Genomic DNA, 15,252 nt, shown 5'->3' on the forward strand with positions numbered 1-15,252 from the left:
TGCGCGCTCTGAGCGGTCAGAGCGGCATGCCCGAAAGTTTCGCCACGAGCTCTGATAACTTACGCGCGCCGAACTTTTCCAATAGGCGCGCGCGGTAGGCTTCGATCGTGCGATAGCTGAGGCCGAGTTCGACACCGATTTCCTTGGCCGAGAGGCCGCGGCAGGACAGGATCGCCACTTCGCGTTCCCGCACGGTCAGTTCGACCAGGGGGCGTTCTTCCGAGATGTCTGAAAAGCTCCAAATACCATGACGGAATGGATCATCCGGTGTCAGCGACCTGCCGCGTGCGCGACACCAGAATAAATCGCCATTGCGTCGTCGCATAACCCGTTCATCGGTGTAATACCCGGTGTCCCGCATCACCTGCAAACTACGCGCGCCGATCCTTTCCCAATCTGCGACGGAGGGGTAAAGGTGAAGCAGAGGCATGTTGCGATAGTCGCTCTCACCCCCTCCGAACGTCCGGGCAAACTGCAGATTGCAGCGCCGGATGATCCGGTTTTCCAGTTCAACCAGCCCAATTGGGGCATATTCGAAGGCGGGGTCACTCATCGTCATATCGTGCCGGGAATTGGTCGGAAATAGAAGAGGTCATGAGAATTTGCTGTGGATTTGAAGTGGGTGATTTACCGTTGCTTTTGTTAATCTTGTAAATTCTATCTGAAAATTCTGCCTTAACTACATTGCCTAAATAAGATATCTTGAAAATGCTCGATTGTGATTGAAAGCTTGGTGAGGGAGGAGCCTTTGATGCGCGATACGCTTACCGGTAGCCGGATCCGCGAACGCCGTCAGATCTCTGGGCTCAAGCAATCCGAGCTTGCAAAGCGCGTTGGAATTTCGCCGTCATATCTGAACTTGATTGAACATAACCGCCGCAGAATCGGTGGAAAGCTTTTAGTCGATATTGCCGAAGCCTTGGATGTAGAGCCCTCGCTACTGACCCAGGGGATCGAGGCGGCGCTGATTTCTGCACTGCGAGAGGCGGCGGCAGATGCAGTTGGACAGCAGGCTGAGGTTGACGGGGTGGAGGAATTTGCCAGCCGCTTTGCTGGCTGGGCCGGCGTTCTGGCGCAATTGCATCAGCGCGTCGTGTCACTGGAACGCACGGTCGAAACGCTATCGGACCGATTGACACATGACCCGCATCTGGCCGCGTCGATGCATGAGGTTCTGACAACCGCTGCCGCCATTCGATCTACCGCATCCATTCTGGCCGATACGCAGGATATCGAAATCGAATGGCAGGACCGGTTTCACAAGAACCTGCATCAGGATGCTGAACGACTGGCCGAAAGCTCTAAGGCGCTGGTGTCTTATCTGGATGAAAGCGATGCGGCCAAGACCCCTCGTAGTGTCCCTCTGGAAGAGGTTGAGAGCTTTTTTGCAGCTCGAAACTACAGTTTTCCCGAACTCGAAGCGAGGGCAGGGGCTGAGAGTATTGCCCTAGACGGATTGAACACCGCCACCGCCCGTTCTGTCGCCCAAGAGATTCTGCGCTGGTGCGCAGAGGACGCGGTTGCGATGCCGCTTGCCGATTTGAAGCAAATTCTCGCTAAGGGCGAACCGGACCCTATCACGTTGGCGCAACGTTTCGCGGTCGATATCCCTACAGTTCTGCGACGTTTGGCCTTTGTGCCAGAGGAGTATTTGCCGCGCCCTGCAGGGCTGGCCTTGTGCGATGCATCGGGCAGCGTCCTGTTCCTCAAACCGCTTCCCGGTTTCGTTATGCCGCGCCATGGCGAGGCTTGTCCGTTGTGGCCCTTGTTCACCGCGCTAAGTCGTCCTCTGGTGCCGGTTCGCAAACAAATCGCTCAGTTGGGGCGCAGTGCGGCTGAGTTCGAGTGCCATGCTTACGCTTGGCCTCATGCGGTGCCCGGATATGATCAGGATCCGGCTTATCGGTCGATCATGCTGGTGCGACCGGTCGGGGAGGAGGGGGCATCGGCTTTGACCCATGTCGGGGCCAATTGCCGGGTGTGCCCCAGCCGGGATTGCACATCGCGGCGTGAGCCTTCGATTCTGAGCGAAGGTTTTTGACAGGTCGATGACTGACCGCTTAATCTGGCGGTGGCAGCGTGCCAAGAGCGCGATCTGCCATGGGGAGGAACTGAAAATATGAGCCGTAAGGTTCTGTTGATCGAGGATGAGCCGAACATCGCTGAGGCCATCCGCTTTTTGCTGACACGCGAAGGCTGGCATGTTGAAACGCATTCAGAAGGGTCTGATGCGATTCAGGTGATTCAGTCTGCAGCCCCGGATCTTGTCATCCTTGATGTCATGCTACCGGGAAAGAACGGCATGGATATTCTGCGAGACCTGCGCGAGTTGGATGATATGCAACGCTTGCCGGTCTTGATGCTAACGGCACGCGGGCAATCCCGCGATCGGGAAATGGCCGAGAATGCGGGTGTTAGCCGGTTCATGACAAAACCGTTTTCAAATGCCGAGGTGCTGACTGCGGTGCGTGATCTTCACGCGCAGGCCTCACGGGCATGACCTCTGATAGTGACATAGACCAGATGCCTACTGGCAAACGGTCCTCGCTATTCCTTGGGCGGCAAAGCTATCGCCGTCGCAGACTGGCCGATGCTGCCCGGCTATTGCCATTTTTAGGCGCGGCACTTCTCGCACTACCGCTGCTTTGGCCGGATCAGAGCGCGGGCGACGACGCTGTACCGCTTTCATCGGCTATGCTGTACATATTTGTATGCTGGGGCGTGCTGATTGCGATTGGCCTGATCTTTGGCCTGACTGCCAGAAGTCTGGGCGTTCGCGACGATATCGGCGCGGACACTGAGTGATGGCGACGCCGAATATTCTGATATTGGTAAGCCTGGGCTACGTGGTACTACTATTTGGTGTGGCCTTCGCAGCTGAAAGAATGGCCGAGGCAGGGCGAGGGAAATGGCTACGCTCGCCCCTGATCTACACACTTTCCTTGTCGATCTATTGTACCGCCTGGACCTTTTATGGCGCGGTTGGCAATGCCGCGCGGTCCGGGCTGGAATACGTGACGATCTATCTGGGGCCGACGTTGGTGATGGTCAGCTGGTGGTGGGGCTTGCGCAAACTGGTTCGGGTTGCGCGTAGCCAAAGGGTGACCTCGATCGCGGACCTATTGTCGTCTCGTTATGGTAAATCCAACACGCTGGCCGTATGCGTTACCATTTTGGCGGTTCTTGCCGGAACGCCCTATATTGCCCTGCAACTTCAGTCGATCACCCTGTCGTTTTCGATTTTTGTCGAGGCTGATCCATCTGGCCTATACCCTAGCGGATCAAACGTATTCTGGGTTGCGGCCGGTTTGGCTGTCTTTGCTATTCTATTCGGCACACGGAATCTGGACGTGAACGAGCGTCATCATGGCGTTGTCACAGCGATTGCGGTGGAATCGGTGGTCAAATTGTTTGCCCTGATCGCCGTTGGTGTGTTTGTCGTATGGGGTATTGCCGGTGGGATTAGCCCAATGATGGATCGGATTGATGCCTCGGAAATTGGCCAATGGAACATCGACGCCGGCCGCTGGACTGCGTTCATCTTCCTGTCCGCAGCTGCCTTTGTCTGTCTGCCGCGCATGTTTCAGGTCATGGTCGTTGAAAATGACGATGAAGGCCATCTGAGGACAGCAGCTTGGGCGTTTCCCTTGTACCTGCTGCTGATGAGCCTGTTTGTTGTGCCCATTGCGGTCGTCGGGTTGGACCTTTTACCGCCTGGTTCTAACCCTGATCTTTTTGTGCTGACGGTGCCACTGTCACAGGGCAATGATTGGCTTGCCATGCTGTCATTCATCGGTGGTTTTTCGTCGGCCACTTCGATGGTGATCATCACGGCGATGGCGCTGTCCACTATGGTATCGAACCAGATTGTCATGCCGATCTGGCTGAATACCCATGAGCGGGTGGGATCTGTCCCTGGTGATGTACGGACCATTGTTTTGATGGCGCGTCGGGTTTCGATCGCTGCGGTCATGGCGCTGGGATATTTCTACTATAGCCTGATCGGCGATGGCGCGGCGCTGGCTTCGATCGGCTTGATTGCCTTTGCCGGGGTCTCGCAAATCCTGCCCGCCCTTGTGGGCGGATTGTTCTGGCGAGGGGCGACGCGCATCGGCGCTTTGGCCGGGCTGACTGTGGGATTTACGCTCTGGTGCTACACGCTGCTCTTGCCTGGTATGGGTGGGCTTTGGATGTCTCAAATAGTGATCGAACAGGGCCCGTTTGGGATAGGGTGGTTGCGCCCTCATGCCTTGTTTGGGATCGAGGGAATGGACCCGATGGTCCACACCGTGATGTGGTCGATCTCTTTGAACACAATCGCCTTTTGCGTCGCGTCGCTTATTAGCTTCCCCAGCCCGCTGGAGCGTTTGCAGGGGGCGCAGTTTGTGAATGTCTTCGACCATTCCGTTGCACCGCGCGGCTGGTCGGGGTCGGTGGCGCAAAGCGAAGATTTGATGATCATGACCCAGCGCATTCTGGGTACTGGCCCCGCGCAGGCATTCTTTCAGGCCGAAGCCGAGCATCAGGGTGGGAGGTCACACCTGCCCGAGCCCACGCCGGGCTTCCTGAACCGGCTTGAACGTGAACTCAGCGGTTCGGTTGGTGCGGCCACGGCCCATGCCATGATTGGTCAGATCGTTGGAGGCGCCTCAATCTCGGTCGAGGATTTGTTGGCTGTGGCGGACGAATCTGCTCAGTTGTTGGAATACTCCAGCCAGCTGGAGGTCAAGTCGGCAGAACTAAGCCGGACCGCGCGGCAGCTGCGCGAAGCCAATACCAAACTGACCCTAATGTCGGAACAAAAAGACAGCTTCCTGAGCCAAGTTAGCCATGAGCTGCGCACCCCGATGACCTCGATCCGCGCGTTTTCCGAAATCCTGCGCGACACCGAAGGGCTGAGCGACGAGGAACAGACTAAATTTGCTGCAACCATTCATGATGAAGCCTTACGCCTAACCCGTTTGCTGGATGATCTGTTGGATCTGAGCGTACTTGAAAATGGTCAGGTCAGCCTGAACATGAGCGATGGTAGCCTGCGTTCGGTGCTGGATCGTGCGGTTTCAACCGCGCTGGCCGGAGCATCGAAACCTCTGACAATCCGCCGAACACGCGCTTCGGAACGTATTCCGCTACACACTGACCTCGACCGTTTCGGGCAGGTTGTCATCAACTTGATTTCCAATGCACTGAAATACTGCGACGCGGATGAGCCCGTTCTGACGATTTCGGCGCATGATATCGGGGGACGCGTGGTGATCGATTTCGTTGATAACGGCAACGGCATTCCAGTCGAGGCCCAATCGTTGGTATTCGAGAAATTTGCGCGGATCGGGATCGATAAGGCCGGCGGCGCGGGTCTGGGGCTGGCGATCTGCCGTGAGATCATGCAGCGGCTTGGGGGCGAGATCAGCTATCTGCCGGGGCAGGGCGGGGCTGCGTTCCGGGTCAGCCTGCCGTTGGCCTATCAGCAAGCGGCGCAATGAGGGACGGATAAAGAACTTCGTAACACTCACCGGGTTACATCAAGGGTCAGAGGCTCGAGCAATTTGGTGAGTTTTGGTCATGTCAGAGGCAGGGAACACCGCGCTGTTGCGCAAGCTGTCAGCGGGGCGCGAGGATTTGAAGAACCGGCCGCGTTCAGTGCTGCGCGCGCTGCGTCTGGGATTCGCGCGGGCAGCGGCGGATCGGTTGAACCTGCCCCTTGCTGTGATTGGTGCGAAGCAATCGCTGCAGCCTGCCAATGATCTGGTCGATGTGGTTGGGAATGACTGGCTGCTGCTGTTCCTGAAAGGGCCAGATGGAATTGCAGCCGCCTGCCTGGATCCAAATGCGGTGTCGGCGATTTTGCAAACCCAGACTATTGGTCAGGTCACCGAAACTGCGCCAGAGGCGCGCGCGTTCACAAATACGGATGCTGCTATGACGGCACCGCTGCTGGAAGCTGCGCTGGCCAAGGCGGCTGAGCTGGCCGAAAATGCATCAGATGATGTTGGGCTGATCGGCTATGAATACATGTCCCGTGCGCAGGGTTTGCGATCCGTTTGCCTGACATTGGTTGAAGATCTGTATTGTGGGTTCGAACTGACGGTCGATCTGGCAGGTGGCGTTCGGCAGGGTCATGTCTGTATTTTGTTGCCTCAACAATCATCCCCGGAAGAGGATTGCCTGATCCCCGAAACGGATGAGGGCCCCAGCCTGGAGCAATCCTCTGGCGTTGTCCGGGCCGAATTGAATGCCGTTTTGTGCCGCATGAACGTGCCACTGTCTGACCTGTCAGGGCTAAGCGCCGGGGATATTCTGCCGCTGCAACATGCGCGCATTGACCGGACGGAAATTCTGGCCATTGATCGGTCGCGGACTGCGGTTGGCCGGCTTGGCCAATGTGGCGGACTGCGCGCGGTGCGGATTAACGAACAGGCCCCTTTGGCTGCTCTGTCAGATATTGAGACGCAGGAGTTTATTGAAAGCCGGGCAGCCTCGGCCAGTCAAAACGCACCTGATATGCCTCTGGGCGCCCAAGCCGTCGATGTTACGGATTATGATGCTGGTCCAGACACCCTAGAGGCACAAGACGGTGATCTGAGTTTTGAAAACTCTGAACAAATGGTGGCTGAGATATCGCAACTAGCGGGGCTGGACGGCCCCGAAGACGCGAGTTAGTCGCCCGAGATGCCGAAACATTAGTCGACAGCCTTGCGCATGTGATCCAATGCCGGGCGCAGGTTTTCCAACTGGTACCCTGCATGTGTTGTGGCACTTAGAATGTCATCGGTGCTCATCCGGTCGCATTGACCAAGGGCCCAGACGACCGAACACCGTGTGCCAGATGCACAATATGCCAAAACCGGTCCGCCACAAGCTTCGGCCATATCCCTCTGACGTGCCACGTTTTCGGGTGTCATGGTCTGGTGGGTCAGTTCCAGAACCTCATACTCCAACCCGGCTGCGCGCACTGCCTCGCCGATGGTGTCGGATTGCATGTCTGAGGGAACCTCGTCATTGGGACGGTTGCAAATCACCTTGACGAACCCGGCTTGGGCGATGGCGGGCACATCCTCAACCGTGATCTGCGGTGAGACGGCGTAGCGGGGGGTAATTGGGCGAATCTCCATGACAAATCCTTAGGTTGGGTTTGCAGCCCTGTCTAGCTGTGCGCCAAGGCTAGGTGCGATGAACATTCCTGTGATCATCGCCAGCATAAACAGCAATCCGCCGAGGCCCCCAAAACTTAGCGAAGCCATTGCAGGCCCGGGGCACAGCCCAACAAGCCCCCAGCCCATGCCAAACAGCACAGAGCCGATGATCAAGCGATGGTCCAGTTCGGGGCGTGGAGGTGCCGGAAATTGGCCGCCAGCGATGGGTTTCCGTCCGTTGGTCATCCGCCAGGCGATCAACATAGGCAGGATGGCCCCACCCATGACAAAGGCAAGTGTTGGATCCCAGGCGCCGAACAGGTCCAGCCAACCTTGAACCTTGGTCGTGTCGGTCATGCCCGAAACCAGCAGGCCGGTGCCGAACAAGGCCCCTGCGATCAAAGCGATCAGGATGCGCATCAAATGACCTCCAGCATGTGCCGCAGGGCCAAAACGGTCAGCGCACCAGCTGCGATGTAAATCAGTGTTGCCACAATCCCGCGCGGTGAGAACCGAGAGATGCCGCACACACCGTGGCCAGAGGTGCAACCATTTGCGATGCGGGTCCCGACACCCACCAGCAGCCCGGCGATCACGACCAGCAGCAGATTTCCGGTCAGATGTGTTTCAGAATGTGGCGCGATCAATGGGCGTAACAGCAGGGGCATTCCGATTAAGCCGACAATAAATGCCAGACGCTCGGCGATCTCGTTGCGCGCGCTGCCGTCGACCAGTCCGCCCAGTATACCGCTGGCCCCCATGACGCGGCCATTGCCGAGCAGATACACCGCACCGCCAAGACCAATCAGCAATCCGCCCAAAAGGCCCATCACCCAAGATGCGTCCATATCCGGTTCGTCCTTAATGTTGTTGTCGCAGAGTCAGAGCTTGTTGATCGGCAGCTTGAGCATCACATCGCCCTGCTCATCCGCCGGGGGCATCTGACCCGCACGCATATTGACCTGCAGAGACGGCAGGATCAGGCGTGGCATTGCCAGCGTTGCATCCCGTGCATCGCGCATTTCCACGAACTCTTCGACGCTGCGCCCCTGTCCGATATGAATGTTGAGCGCTTTTTGCTCACCCACAGTGGTTTCCCAGGCGTATTGATCCCGGCCTGGGGCCTTGTAGTCATGTCCCACATAGACCCGCGTTTCATCAGGCAGGGCGAGGATTTTCTGGATCGATTCATACAGCGTAGAGGACGACCCGCCCGGAAAGTCGCAACGGGCGGTGCCAAAATCAGGCATGAACAATGTATCGCCAACAAAGGCCGCGTCGCCGATCACATAGGTCAGGCAGGCTGGGGTATGACCGGGCGTGTGCAACACATCCCCACGCATCTGACCGATATGAAAGCTATCGCCTTGCTTGAACAGGGCATCGAACTGACTGCCGTCGCGCTGGAATTCAGTGCCTTCGTTGAACACTTTGCCAAAGGTGTCTTGCACGGTCACGATCTGATCGCCGATCCCGATTTTGCCACCCAGCTTCTCCTGAAGATAAGGCGCGGCCGACAGGTGATCGGCGTGGACATGGCTTTCGAGGATCCACTCGACCTTCAAATCGTTCGTCTGAACATACTTAACGATGACGTCCGCGGCCTTCGTCCCGGTGCGTCCGGATGCATGATCGAAATCCAGAACGCTGTCGATAATAGCGCAGGCCCGGCCTTCGGGTTCGCGCACGACATAGGAAACCGTGAAGGTTTGATCATCAAAAAAAGCCTGCACTTTAGGGGTCATATCATCCTCCGTCCCGGTCTATATAACATGTATTGGATGTGGAATGTGTTTCAACTGCCGATTTGGCAATTGATGTCTGTCAAGGCAGCCACACCAATATTGGATTAAACTTTAGTCGAACCGGGAAAGACTGCCGAATCTACCGAATTACCCGGCAAGATTCCGCACAACCTGAGGTTAGATTGTTCTGGTCTTAATCCCGTTACCTATATCGGAGATACTGGCACCACCTGGGAGGAGCAATATGAAACAGAACACCCTGTTTTCCGAATTCACAGAGATTGAACAAAAGCTCGAGAATGCCTGTCTCGATACGCGCCTGGCCCTGCAACCGAATGTGAGCAAGATCGTTGATCGCATGCGCCGTCAGGGCATGCATGTCCCATCTCGTTTGCGTCGACTGGACTCGGCGTTGTGCGAAGATGCAATGGAAGCGCAGTTTGACAATATGCCTGTCTAACTCCGCAAGGTCATCCAAAGGAAATCCCGAGGATGACCAGCATCAAGCCAATCACCGACAGAAAAAGTGATCCGAGGTTCCAGGGCAGAACGCCCTGAACAACCGTACGCAGTTCATCATCAGACAGTCCGGCCTTGCGCGCTTTTATCACGCGAAGAATGCACCAGACCAACCCGGTAAGCCCGGCAACGGACAGGGCGGCCCCGCCCCAAGTGATGAATTCAAACATGGTTCCCCGCAAAGCTGCCTGATCCGCACCCGCGATTAAAGGATCGGGGCAATTCGCACAAGCGTGCTTTGGGCCCGGTTCGGGATTGCGTGCTTGCGACCCGGGCGGTCGCACTGTATCCGGCATCTTGCCGATGTCACAGCATCAGATTCTAGCCTTGGGGAGAGACGCCTATGGAAGACATGACCGAAGATCAGGCCACCGCCAACTACCGCGTCACAGCGGGAGAGCTGCGTCAGTTCATCGAGCGGTTTGAGCGGCTGGATGCTGAGAAAAAGGATCTGGCTGAACAGCAAAAAGAAGTCATGGCCGAGGCCAAGGCCCGGGGCTACGACACCAAGGTCATGCGGAAGGTCATCGCCTTGCGCAAGCGCGACAAGGACGACATCGCCGAAGAAGAAGCGGTGCTGGAAATGTACAAAGAAGCATTGGGAATGTAGAGCGTCTGACTGGTTCAGACCTCTAATATTCGTACATTCGGCATCGTTCGGATTTTTGCCATGTCTTGTGCATAAAGCTCGGAAAACGCACTGACGATTTCAGTGCTCCAGCCGGGCAGGTCTAACTCCTCCTCAACCCGATCGGGTTGAGCATGGGCCTCAAGTAGCCCAGCCAGTTCAGCGCCTGATGCAAGCCGTGCGCCGGATTGTTCCTGCTGGATCAACGGCAAAAGCTGATGTTTACCCTGTTCGGTCAGTAAAGAAGCGAGCAAGGTATGTTCCCCAGGGATGGCAATGCTGTCGGGCAAACCGGCCATAGCGCGCAGGATGTCTCCCCAGATCAGTGGTGAGTCCTCGTTCTCCCAAAGGGTGATTTTGACATCTGGAACCAGATCGCCCAGGTCTTCGATCATGGTGACCCAGCTGAGACAACTCAGGTCTGTCGTGTCCAGTATTGATCTGGTGCGCGCCGGGTCCAGTGCCGTCAAAACCCTTGGGATGAAAAGGCCGGGGTTCATCAGCCCGGCAAAAATTTCGATCTGCGCGCCATTCAGCAGGTCCTGCGTATACGCAGCCCGCTTCCCCGCAAAGGGATAGATCTGCCCATGTTGCAAGGCTGCGCGCATCGGCCCAAAGAACTTTTCGCTGGAAACAACGACACGCTGAATATCAGCAGCATCAGGCAGCACGGCATTCATCTGCTCGCGCGCCTCTGCCAGAGGCAGACCGCTCGCCATGGCGTCGGACATGACCTTGACGAATTGCCTACACCGGCGTGGTCCTAGTGGTAAGGTCCCAGCCTTGTACAACGCGCCTTTGTGGGCTGCGAGATTTGCCAGCAATTGTCCCGCATCCGTGTAGGGGACCCCGGCGTGAATGACTACATGCATCATGTTCCTTGCGCCCGACTGTCCTACAGAGCCGTTTTCAGCTTTGCTTCACTGTTATCAAGACTGGGCATTTCGTTGCGAGTGATTTCACACTTTCTAAGGAAAATCGACAATCCCTAACTCTATGCTAAATTTCCGGCTTGCAGTCTTTCTCTGGAGAAAGTAATCGACGGTCAGCGCCCCTATAGCTCAGCTGGTAGAGCAACTGATTTGTAATCAGTAGGTCCGCGGTTCGAGTCCGTGTGGGGGCACCATTTTTTCAATATAAAACAACGTGTTGCGCGACATCTGGTCGCGCGAATTTGCTGCCCATTGCACAATCAGACATATAGCAGACATTCTGCGATTCAGGCCCCGTGTGCCCTGCGGCACATCAGTCTGACATGTTCAATACGTTCTAGTAGATTGGGAGACAGTTCTCGTACCCAGTTTTTGTTTTTATTTTCAATATCTTGATATGCTTTGATATGAAAATACGTTGTTCAATGAGACATCAGATTTCAACACAGGAATCGGGCACAAAAGGTGACGAATGAAGTCGTATAAGAAGCTCGGCATTTCCGTATTTTGATATCAACGCATTGTTCATAAGCAAGGATACCCAAAAGAACTCTCTTCGCCGTGTACGGATGGTTCTTCCGTGATCTCGCTTGTAAACACCACGTTGACTAGCTCGCACTCATCCCCAACATCATTGCTTCGTTTCGCTGGCCTCGTCTTCATTGTTTTCAATAGGCGTCAAATCGATTCCAACCTTACTAGCTAGAGCGTGGACGCGTTGCGGATCGATTTCGGAGCGAACGCTTTCAATCACCTCTACAAAGTGATCTCTTTGTTCTTCGTCAACCTTGGCAAGCGAAGATTTCAACGATCTAGAATGCCTCTCCACAAAACTTACACCTTGCTCGTTAGCGGATGCGATGGCCGGCGTGGCAAAATTTCTCACTTTTGCATCGTCGGATGACTTGGAGAAAATCTTATCGACAAGTTCCGCAAATCTGGTTTGCACGTATCCGAAGGTTTCTTTGTTTGTGGACACGCTGCCCATCCGGTCAGCTATTGCCTTGGGCATCGCAGCTCGTGCCTTGGGAGGGATCGAATCCAAAAGTTTTTCAGACAAATTTGGCCGCTTGCCCAGCTTAGCTTGTCCAGACATCAACTCAACCATCAGATCAGAAAATGGCTCTTGAAACCTATGCGCGGGTAGCTTGAAGCCTCTCCGGGTGGCTTCAACCGACAATACCGTAAGAACAACACTGTCGGATGCTAGATGGGATTTCCAGTCCTCGTCCGAAACTTCCGTAAGGGCCTTTTCAACGGCGGTGTGAAAAAGCTTCCAGCCGTTCTCTTCACGATTGGCCGTATCCCGCAAAAGTGCAGTAGGTATCGAATTAAGATCTAGGTTCTCCAAATGGTCATCTCGAACAATCCCACCTGTATTTTTGAGAACTTGATCGGTCCTATCTCCAAATGTGTCATGTATCTGATCGTAGCGGCTAAGCAGAGTCGTCAAAGGCAATGGATACAGGTCATCCCTCTCGCCCAAGCGTTCGGAAACAGAAGAGTAGATTTTTTGGCTCGGTGAAGTCTCGGCGGCCAAACCAATCCAACGCGACACCATGTTCTGGCGAATAACATGAGAAGCCAGTTGATCGATCGCTTTATCCGACAACTCGACGGAACCATTCAATACTTGACTTAACCACTGTCGTGCTGGGTGAAGGTTCCCAAAAGGTGGCTGGTTCGTGTTTCCGCCGACTTCAAATGTCGCCGTTTCAAGGTTCCGCAACGTCAACCATACCGCGGCGGCCAAGGCTTCATCCGCTTCATTTGATTGTTTTGTGGCGTTTGCATGCCATGCAAGAGTGCCGTTGCTAGAAAGTGTTCCAAGCAACTCATTAGCTTTCTTGTGACCTGAAATTGCTCCATAGGTAGCAATGAAATTTTCAGCGCGAGAGGCGAAATAGTCTTCTTCACCCCCGAATGTTTGGCCCGTTAGCTGATCGTGCTGGTGTTGCAGCAGCGCCAAAAGGTCAGACGCATTCAATGATTTTGCCGACTTCAGCTGTTTGAAAACATAGTGAAAAGTTTGGGGTTCGTCTGACCATATCTTTTTGAGGGGTTCTAAGAATGCCTTCGAAGAAATAGAATGCTTGAACTGAGAGAACGAAAGGCCAATTTCGTCACAATCATAGGCAACACCGAGTACAAACTGTACATTTTGAGGCAGCCGCAACGCATCGAGCAATGGATGGGCGAACGGTTCAACCCTTCCATCGGGGTCGTTGATCAGCATACCGAGTGACTTGACCCAAATCTTGCCATCGTCGAAAGTCGCTTCCTTAGCGTCAAAGCAGTTCTTCATCCATTCCGCCAAGCGAAGTGATACGGTCGAACGCTGATCACTTGGGCATAGATCAATTATCCCGCGCAGGCTCTGCACGTCTTCGGGGTCCTGAATTTTTGTGGAACTCAAATCATTCAGCCCCGAAAGAAATAGCGTGAGCACATGCGAAGAGGTCTGATCATCTAGAGAAACGGAACTCAGATTTTTGGCGACTTGGGCATAAGTGGCTGCCGCTTCCTTTGCCCAAGTTGATGCCTGCGTCTCCATAATCTCAATCAAAACCTGTGGGAACCCCGGCGCATCCGAGAGGGCTTGAATTTGGTTGGGCTCCTTGTCCACGAGTGCTGCTGAAACAGGACCTTCCAGCAGAATTTGGTATGCCAACTGGGGTTCAACGTTGTAGGCAATCGCCGCTAGATGCCGGTTCAAGTCACCATCACTGGAGTTAACCAGATACGGTGCTAGCTTGTCAGAAATTTCGTTCAACAACTGCGGTTTACGTTCGATATCGTCTCGAAAAACTTGAAAAAGTGCAATTGTGTCGAGGGGTATCTTTCCTTCCCATTGGGCGAACATGCTTGAAATTGCATTGACGAAGGAAATGACTTGCCTTGGTGTGACAGGGCGATCCTGTAGTTGTGTCGACCGTTGGAAGATTTTTGTTACGTTGTAGATTGCGGCTTTGTCATCGAAGTTAGGTAACCCTTTTCGAAGAGTAGTTTCTACATGCTCGGATACATTTGAAGCAACTGGGGGTGAAACCCGAAATATTTCGTCAAATGTTTTTCGGAATAAGTCCTTTTCAGAAGAGCCGTTAGGACCCCCATCAGATATCGCTTCGAAGACGTGATCTCGGTCGTATGGTACGATGGCAGTACACGCGCGTTGGTCTTTGTTCGGGTTTGTCGGATCGCCAGAAAACACTGCTCGGATGTCCGCCCAAGCATTAGAGATACTGTTTTTTGGAAGGCGGTCGATGTTGTCAAATACGACGACAATCCGGTCGTCGTTTTCTTGGAGAACCTGTAAAGTATCCAACAATGTGATCTCAAACTCGTACTCGTTAGGGTCTTCTTCTCGAATGTTTTGGGTAGTGGTTTCGTTTTCCTGCTGTTTGGTGAACAGTGATGCCGACATCGAAAGTGCTTCGGAAAACTTGATGTTTTCGCTCTTTCCTCGTTTCCAAACTCTGACAATGAACGCCGCATATAGGAAAGCAACTAGTAGAATTGCCACGGACCAAACCGGCACACAAATGCCGAAAATGGTGAAGGATAAGGCTGAACCGCTCGTTGGGTTTATCGAGAATGGGCTGAGCCAGGCAAAAGCCAAAGGCAGCATCGGTCCAAACAAGATGAAGAGAACCCCAAACCAGTCAAGTCGCCTGAAAGAGTTGGATTTTGTTGTTACAGTTCTGTCACGAACCCTGTCTAGCAGTTCATCAAGCTTATCAACGCGGCTCTTTTCATCGGTGAACTCGCGCTTTCCCCAGTCTATCAGTTTTTCAAGGAAGGTACGGCGGAAGGGGCTCGTTTGGTTGCTCCACATATCAAAGGTGAAGAACCTAAAGTTTCTATTTTCTGTGTCAGACAACTTTTTGGAGGCGAGTTGAACCACCGTAGATTTCCCTGCCCCCCAATCGCCCTCCAATCCAATTGAACGATCTTCATTGACAAATTCGACAATAGTTCTGGCCAATTGATGAGCAGTTCGAAGGTGACCTTTACCTTCAAAGTCGTCCTCTCGGGCTGGTTGATCGACAACGATGTGACGCTCAAAAATTTTTAGTTCACCCATTGAAATATCCGTATTTGAATCGCTCTAACTAGAGTTGTGTCGTCAACTTATCCCTTCACGGGAACAAAGACAAAACATATCGAAACCCACGCAATATGTAGGTGTTCCCCGAAGGGACACCCATATCTCGACCGACTTAGAACAAGATATCGGAGTGCCCTTTGCCGCAACCGAACATCCGACAAACACTTTCAACCAATATGGTGGCCGT

At 54.2% G+C, this 15,252-nt stretch carries 15 protein-coding genes and 1 tRNA gene; 8 read left to right on the plus strand and 8 right to left on the minus strand.

Annotation, left to right across the window (positions count from 1 at the left end; all coding sequences use genetic code 11):
* Positions 1-16: 16 nt before the first annotated feature.
* Positions 17-553, minus strand: a complete 537-nt coding sequence (locus ACR0DH_RS01250) for a LuxR C-terminal-related transcriptional regulator (protein ID WP_353006179.1) — start codon at positions 551-553, stop codon at positions 17-19.
* Positions 554-751: 198 nt separating this feature from the next.
* Here ACR0DH_RS01250 and ACR0DH_RS01255 point away from each other — a divergent pair, with 198 nt between their 5' ends.
* The 5 genes from ACR0DH_RS01255 (at position 752) to ACR0DH_RS01275 (ending at position 6,660) form a co-directional block, all read left to right on the plus strand.
* Positions 752-2,041: a helix-turn-helix domain-containing protein gene (locus ACR0DH_RS01255; RefSeq protein WP_480546563.1), complete on the plus strand. Its 1,290-nt coding sequence runs from the start codon at positions 752-754 to the stop codon at positions 2,039-2,041.
* A 78-nt stretch (positions 2,042-2,119) separates the two neighbouring features.
* Entirely contained in the window at positions 2,120-2,500 is a 381-nt protein-coding gene (locus tag ACR0DH_RS01260; protein WP_480546564.1) for a response regulator transcription factor, read from the plus strand.
* A complete protein-coding gene (locus ACR0DH_RS01265) occupies positions 2,497-2,805 on the plus strand; it encodes a hypothetical protein (protein ID WP_480542182.1) in 309 nt (102 codons plus the stop codon). The genes ACR0DH_RS01260 and ACR0DH_RS01265 overlap by 4 nt, the downstream gene beginning before the upstream one ends.
* Positions 2,805-5,483, plus strand: a complete 2,679-nt coding sequence (locus ACR0DH_RS01270) for an ATP-binding protein (RefSeq protein WP_480546566.1) — start codon at positions 2,805-2,807, stop codon at positions 5,481-5,483. Before ACR0DH_RS01265 ends, ACR0DH_RS01270 begins: the two co-directional genes overlap by 1 nt.
* A gap of 79 nt (positions 5,484-5,562) precedes the next feature.
* Complete coding sequence (locus tag ACR0DH_RS01275; RefSeq protein WP_480546568.1) at positions 5,563-6,660, plus strand: FliM/FliN family flagellar motor C-terminal domain-containing protein; 1,098 nt, start codon at positions 5,563-5,565, stop codon at positions 6,658-6,660.
* Positions 6,661-6,680: 20 nt separating this feature from the next.
* Here ACR0DH_RS01275 and ACR0DH_RS01280 read toward each other — a convergent pair whose 3' ends face one another.
* The 4 genes from ACR0DH_RS01280 to ACR0DH_RS01295 are packed head-to-tail and all read right to left on the minus strand — an operon-like array spanning position 6,681 to position 8,878.
* Entirely contained in the window at positions 6,681-7,112 is a 432-nt protein-coding gene (locus ACR0DH_RS01280) for a protein tyrosine phosphatase family protein (protein ID WP_480546570.1), read from the minus strand.
* A 9-nt stretch (positions 7,113-7,121) separates the two neighbouring features.
* Positions 7,122-7,553, minus strand: a complete 432-nt coding sequence (locus ACR0DH_RS01285; RefSeq protein ID WP_480546572.1) for a DUF6691 family protein — start codon at positions 7,551-7,553, stop codon at positions 7,122-7,124.
* The gene (locus ACR0DH_RS01290) at positions 7,553-7,981 is read right to left on the minus strand and encodes a YeeE/YedE family protein (protein WP_480542191.1); all 429 of its coding nucleotides are present in this window, start codon (positions 7,979-7,981) and stop codon (positions 7,553-7,555) included. Before ACR0DH_RS01290 ends, ACR0DH_RS01285 begins: the two co-directional genes overlap by 1 nt.
* Positions 7,982-8,014: 33 nt before the next feature.
* Entirely contained in the window at positions 8,015-8,878 is an 864-nt protein-coding gene (locus ACR0DH_RS01295) for an MBL fold metallo-hydrolase (protein ID WP_480546574.1), read from the minus strand.
* A gap of 244 nt (positions 8,879-9,122) precedes the next feature.
* Here ACR0DH_RS01295 and ACR0DH_RS01300 point away from each other — a divergent pair, with 244 nt between their 5' ends.
* Positions 9,123-9,338, plus strand: a complete 216-nt coding sequence (locus ACR0DH_RS01300) for a hypothetical protein (protein ID WP_480546576.1) — start codon at positions 9,123-9,125, stop codon at positions 9,336-9,338.
* 10 nt (positions 9,339-9,348) lie between these two features.
* On the opposite strand, the gene ACR0DH_RS01305 is transcribed toward ACR0DH_RS01300, so the two are convergent.
* Positions 9,349-9,567 (minus strand): hypothetical protein, encoded by a 219-nt coding sequence (locus ACR0DH_RS01305; protein WP_480546577.1) that lies wholly within the window; start codon positions 9,565-9,567, stop codon positions 9,349-9,351.
* A gap of 173 nt (positions 9,568-9,740) precedes the next feature.
* Here ACR0DH_RS01305 and ACR0DH_RS01310 point away from each other — a divergent pair, with 173 nt between their 5' ends.
* On the plus strand, positions 9,741-10,007 hold the full coding sequence (locus ACR0DH_RS01310) for a DUF2312 domain-containing protein (RefSeq protein ID WP_170530827.1): 267 nt from the start codon (positions 9,741-9,743) through the stop codon (positions 10,005-10,007).
* 14 nt (positions 10,008-10,021) lie between these two features.
* Here ACR0DH_RS01310 and ACR0DH_RS01315 read toward each other — a convergent pair whose 3' ends face one another.
* On the minus strand, positions 10,022-10,900 hold the full coding sequence (locus ACR0DH_RS01315; protein ID WP_480546579.1) for a hypothetical protein: 879 nt from the start codon (positions 10,898-10,900) through the stop codon (positions 10,022-10,024).
* A 175-nt stretch (positions 10,901-11,075) separates the two neighbouring features.
* On the opposite strand from ACR0DH_RS01315, the gene ACR0DH_RS01320 reads away from it, so the two are divergent.
* Positions 11,076-11,151 (plus strand) — tRNA-Thr (locus ACR0DH_RS01320).
* 437 nt (positions 11,152-11,588) lie between these two features.
* On the opposite strand, the gene ACR0DH_RS01325 is transcribed toward ACR0DH_RS01320, so the two are convergent.
* Entirely contained in the window at positions 11,589-15,041 is a 3,453-nt protein-coding gene (locus ACR0DH_RS01325; protein ID WP_480546581.1) for a P-loop NTPase fold protein, read from the minus strand.
* Between the last annotated feature and the right edge of the window lie 211 nt (positions 15,042-15,252).

It is taken from the genome of Ruegeria sp. I1, assembly GCF_056532675.1.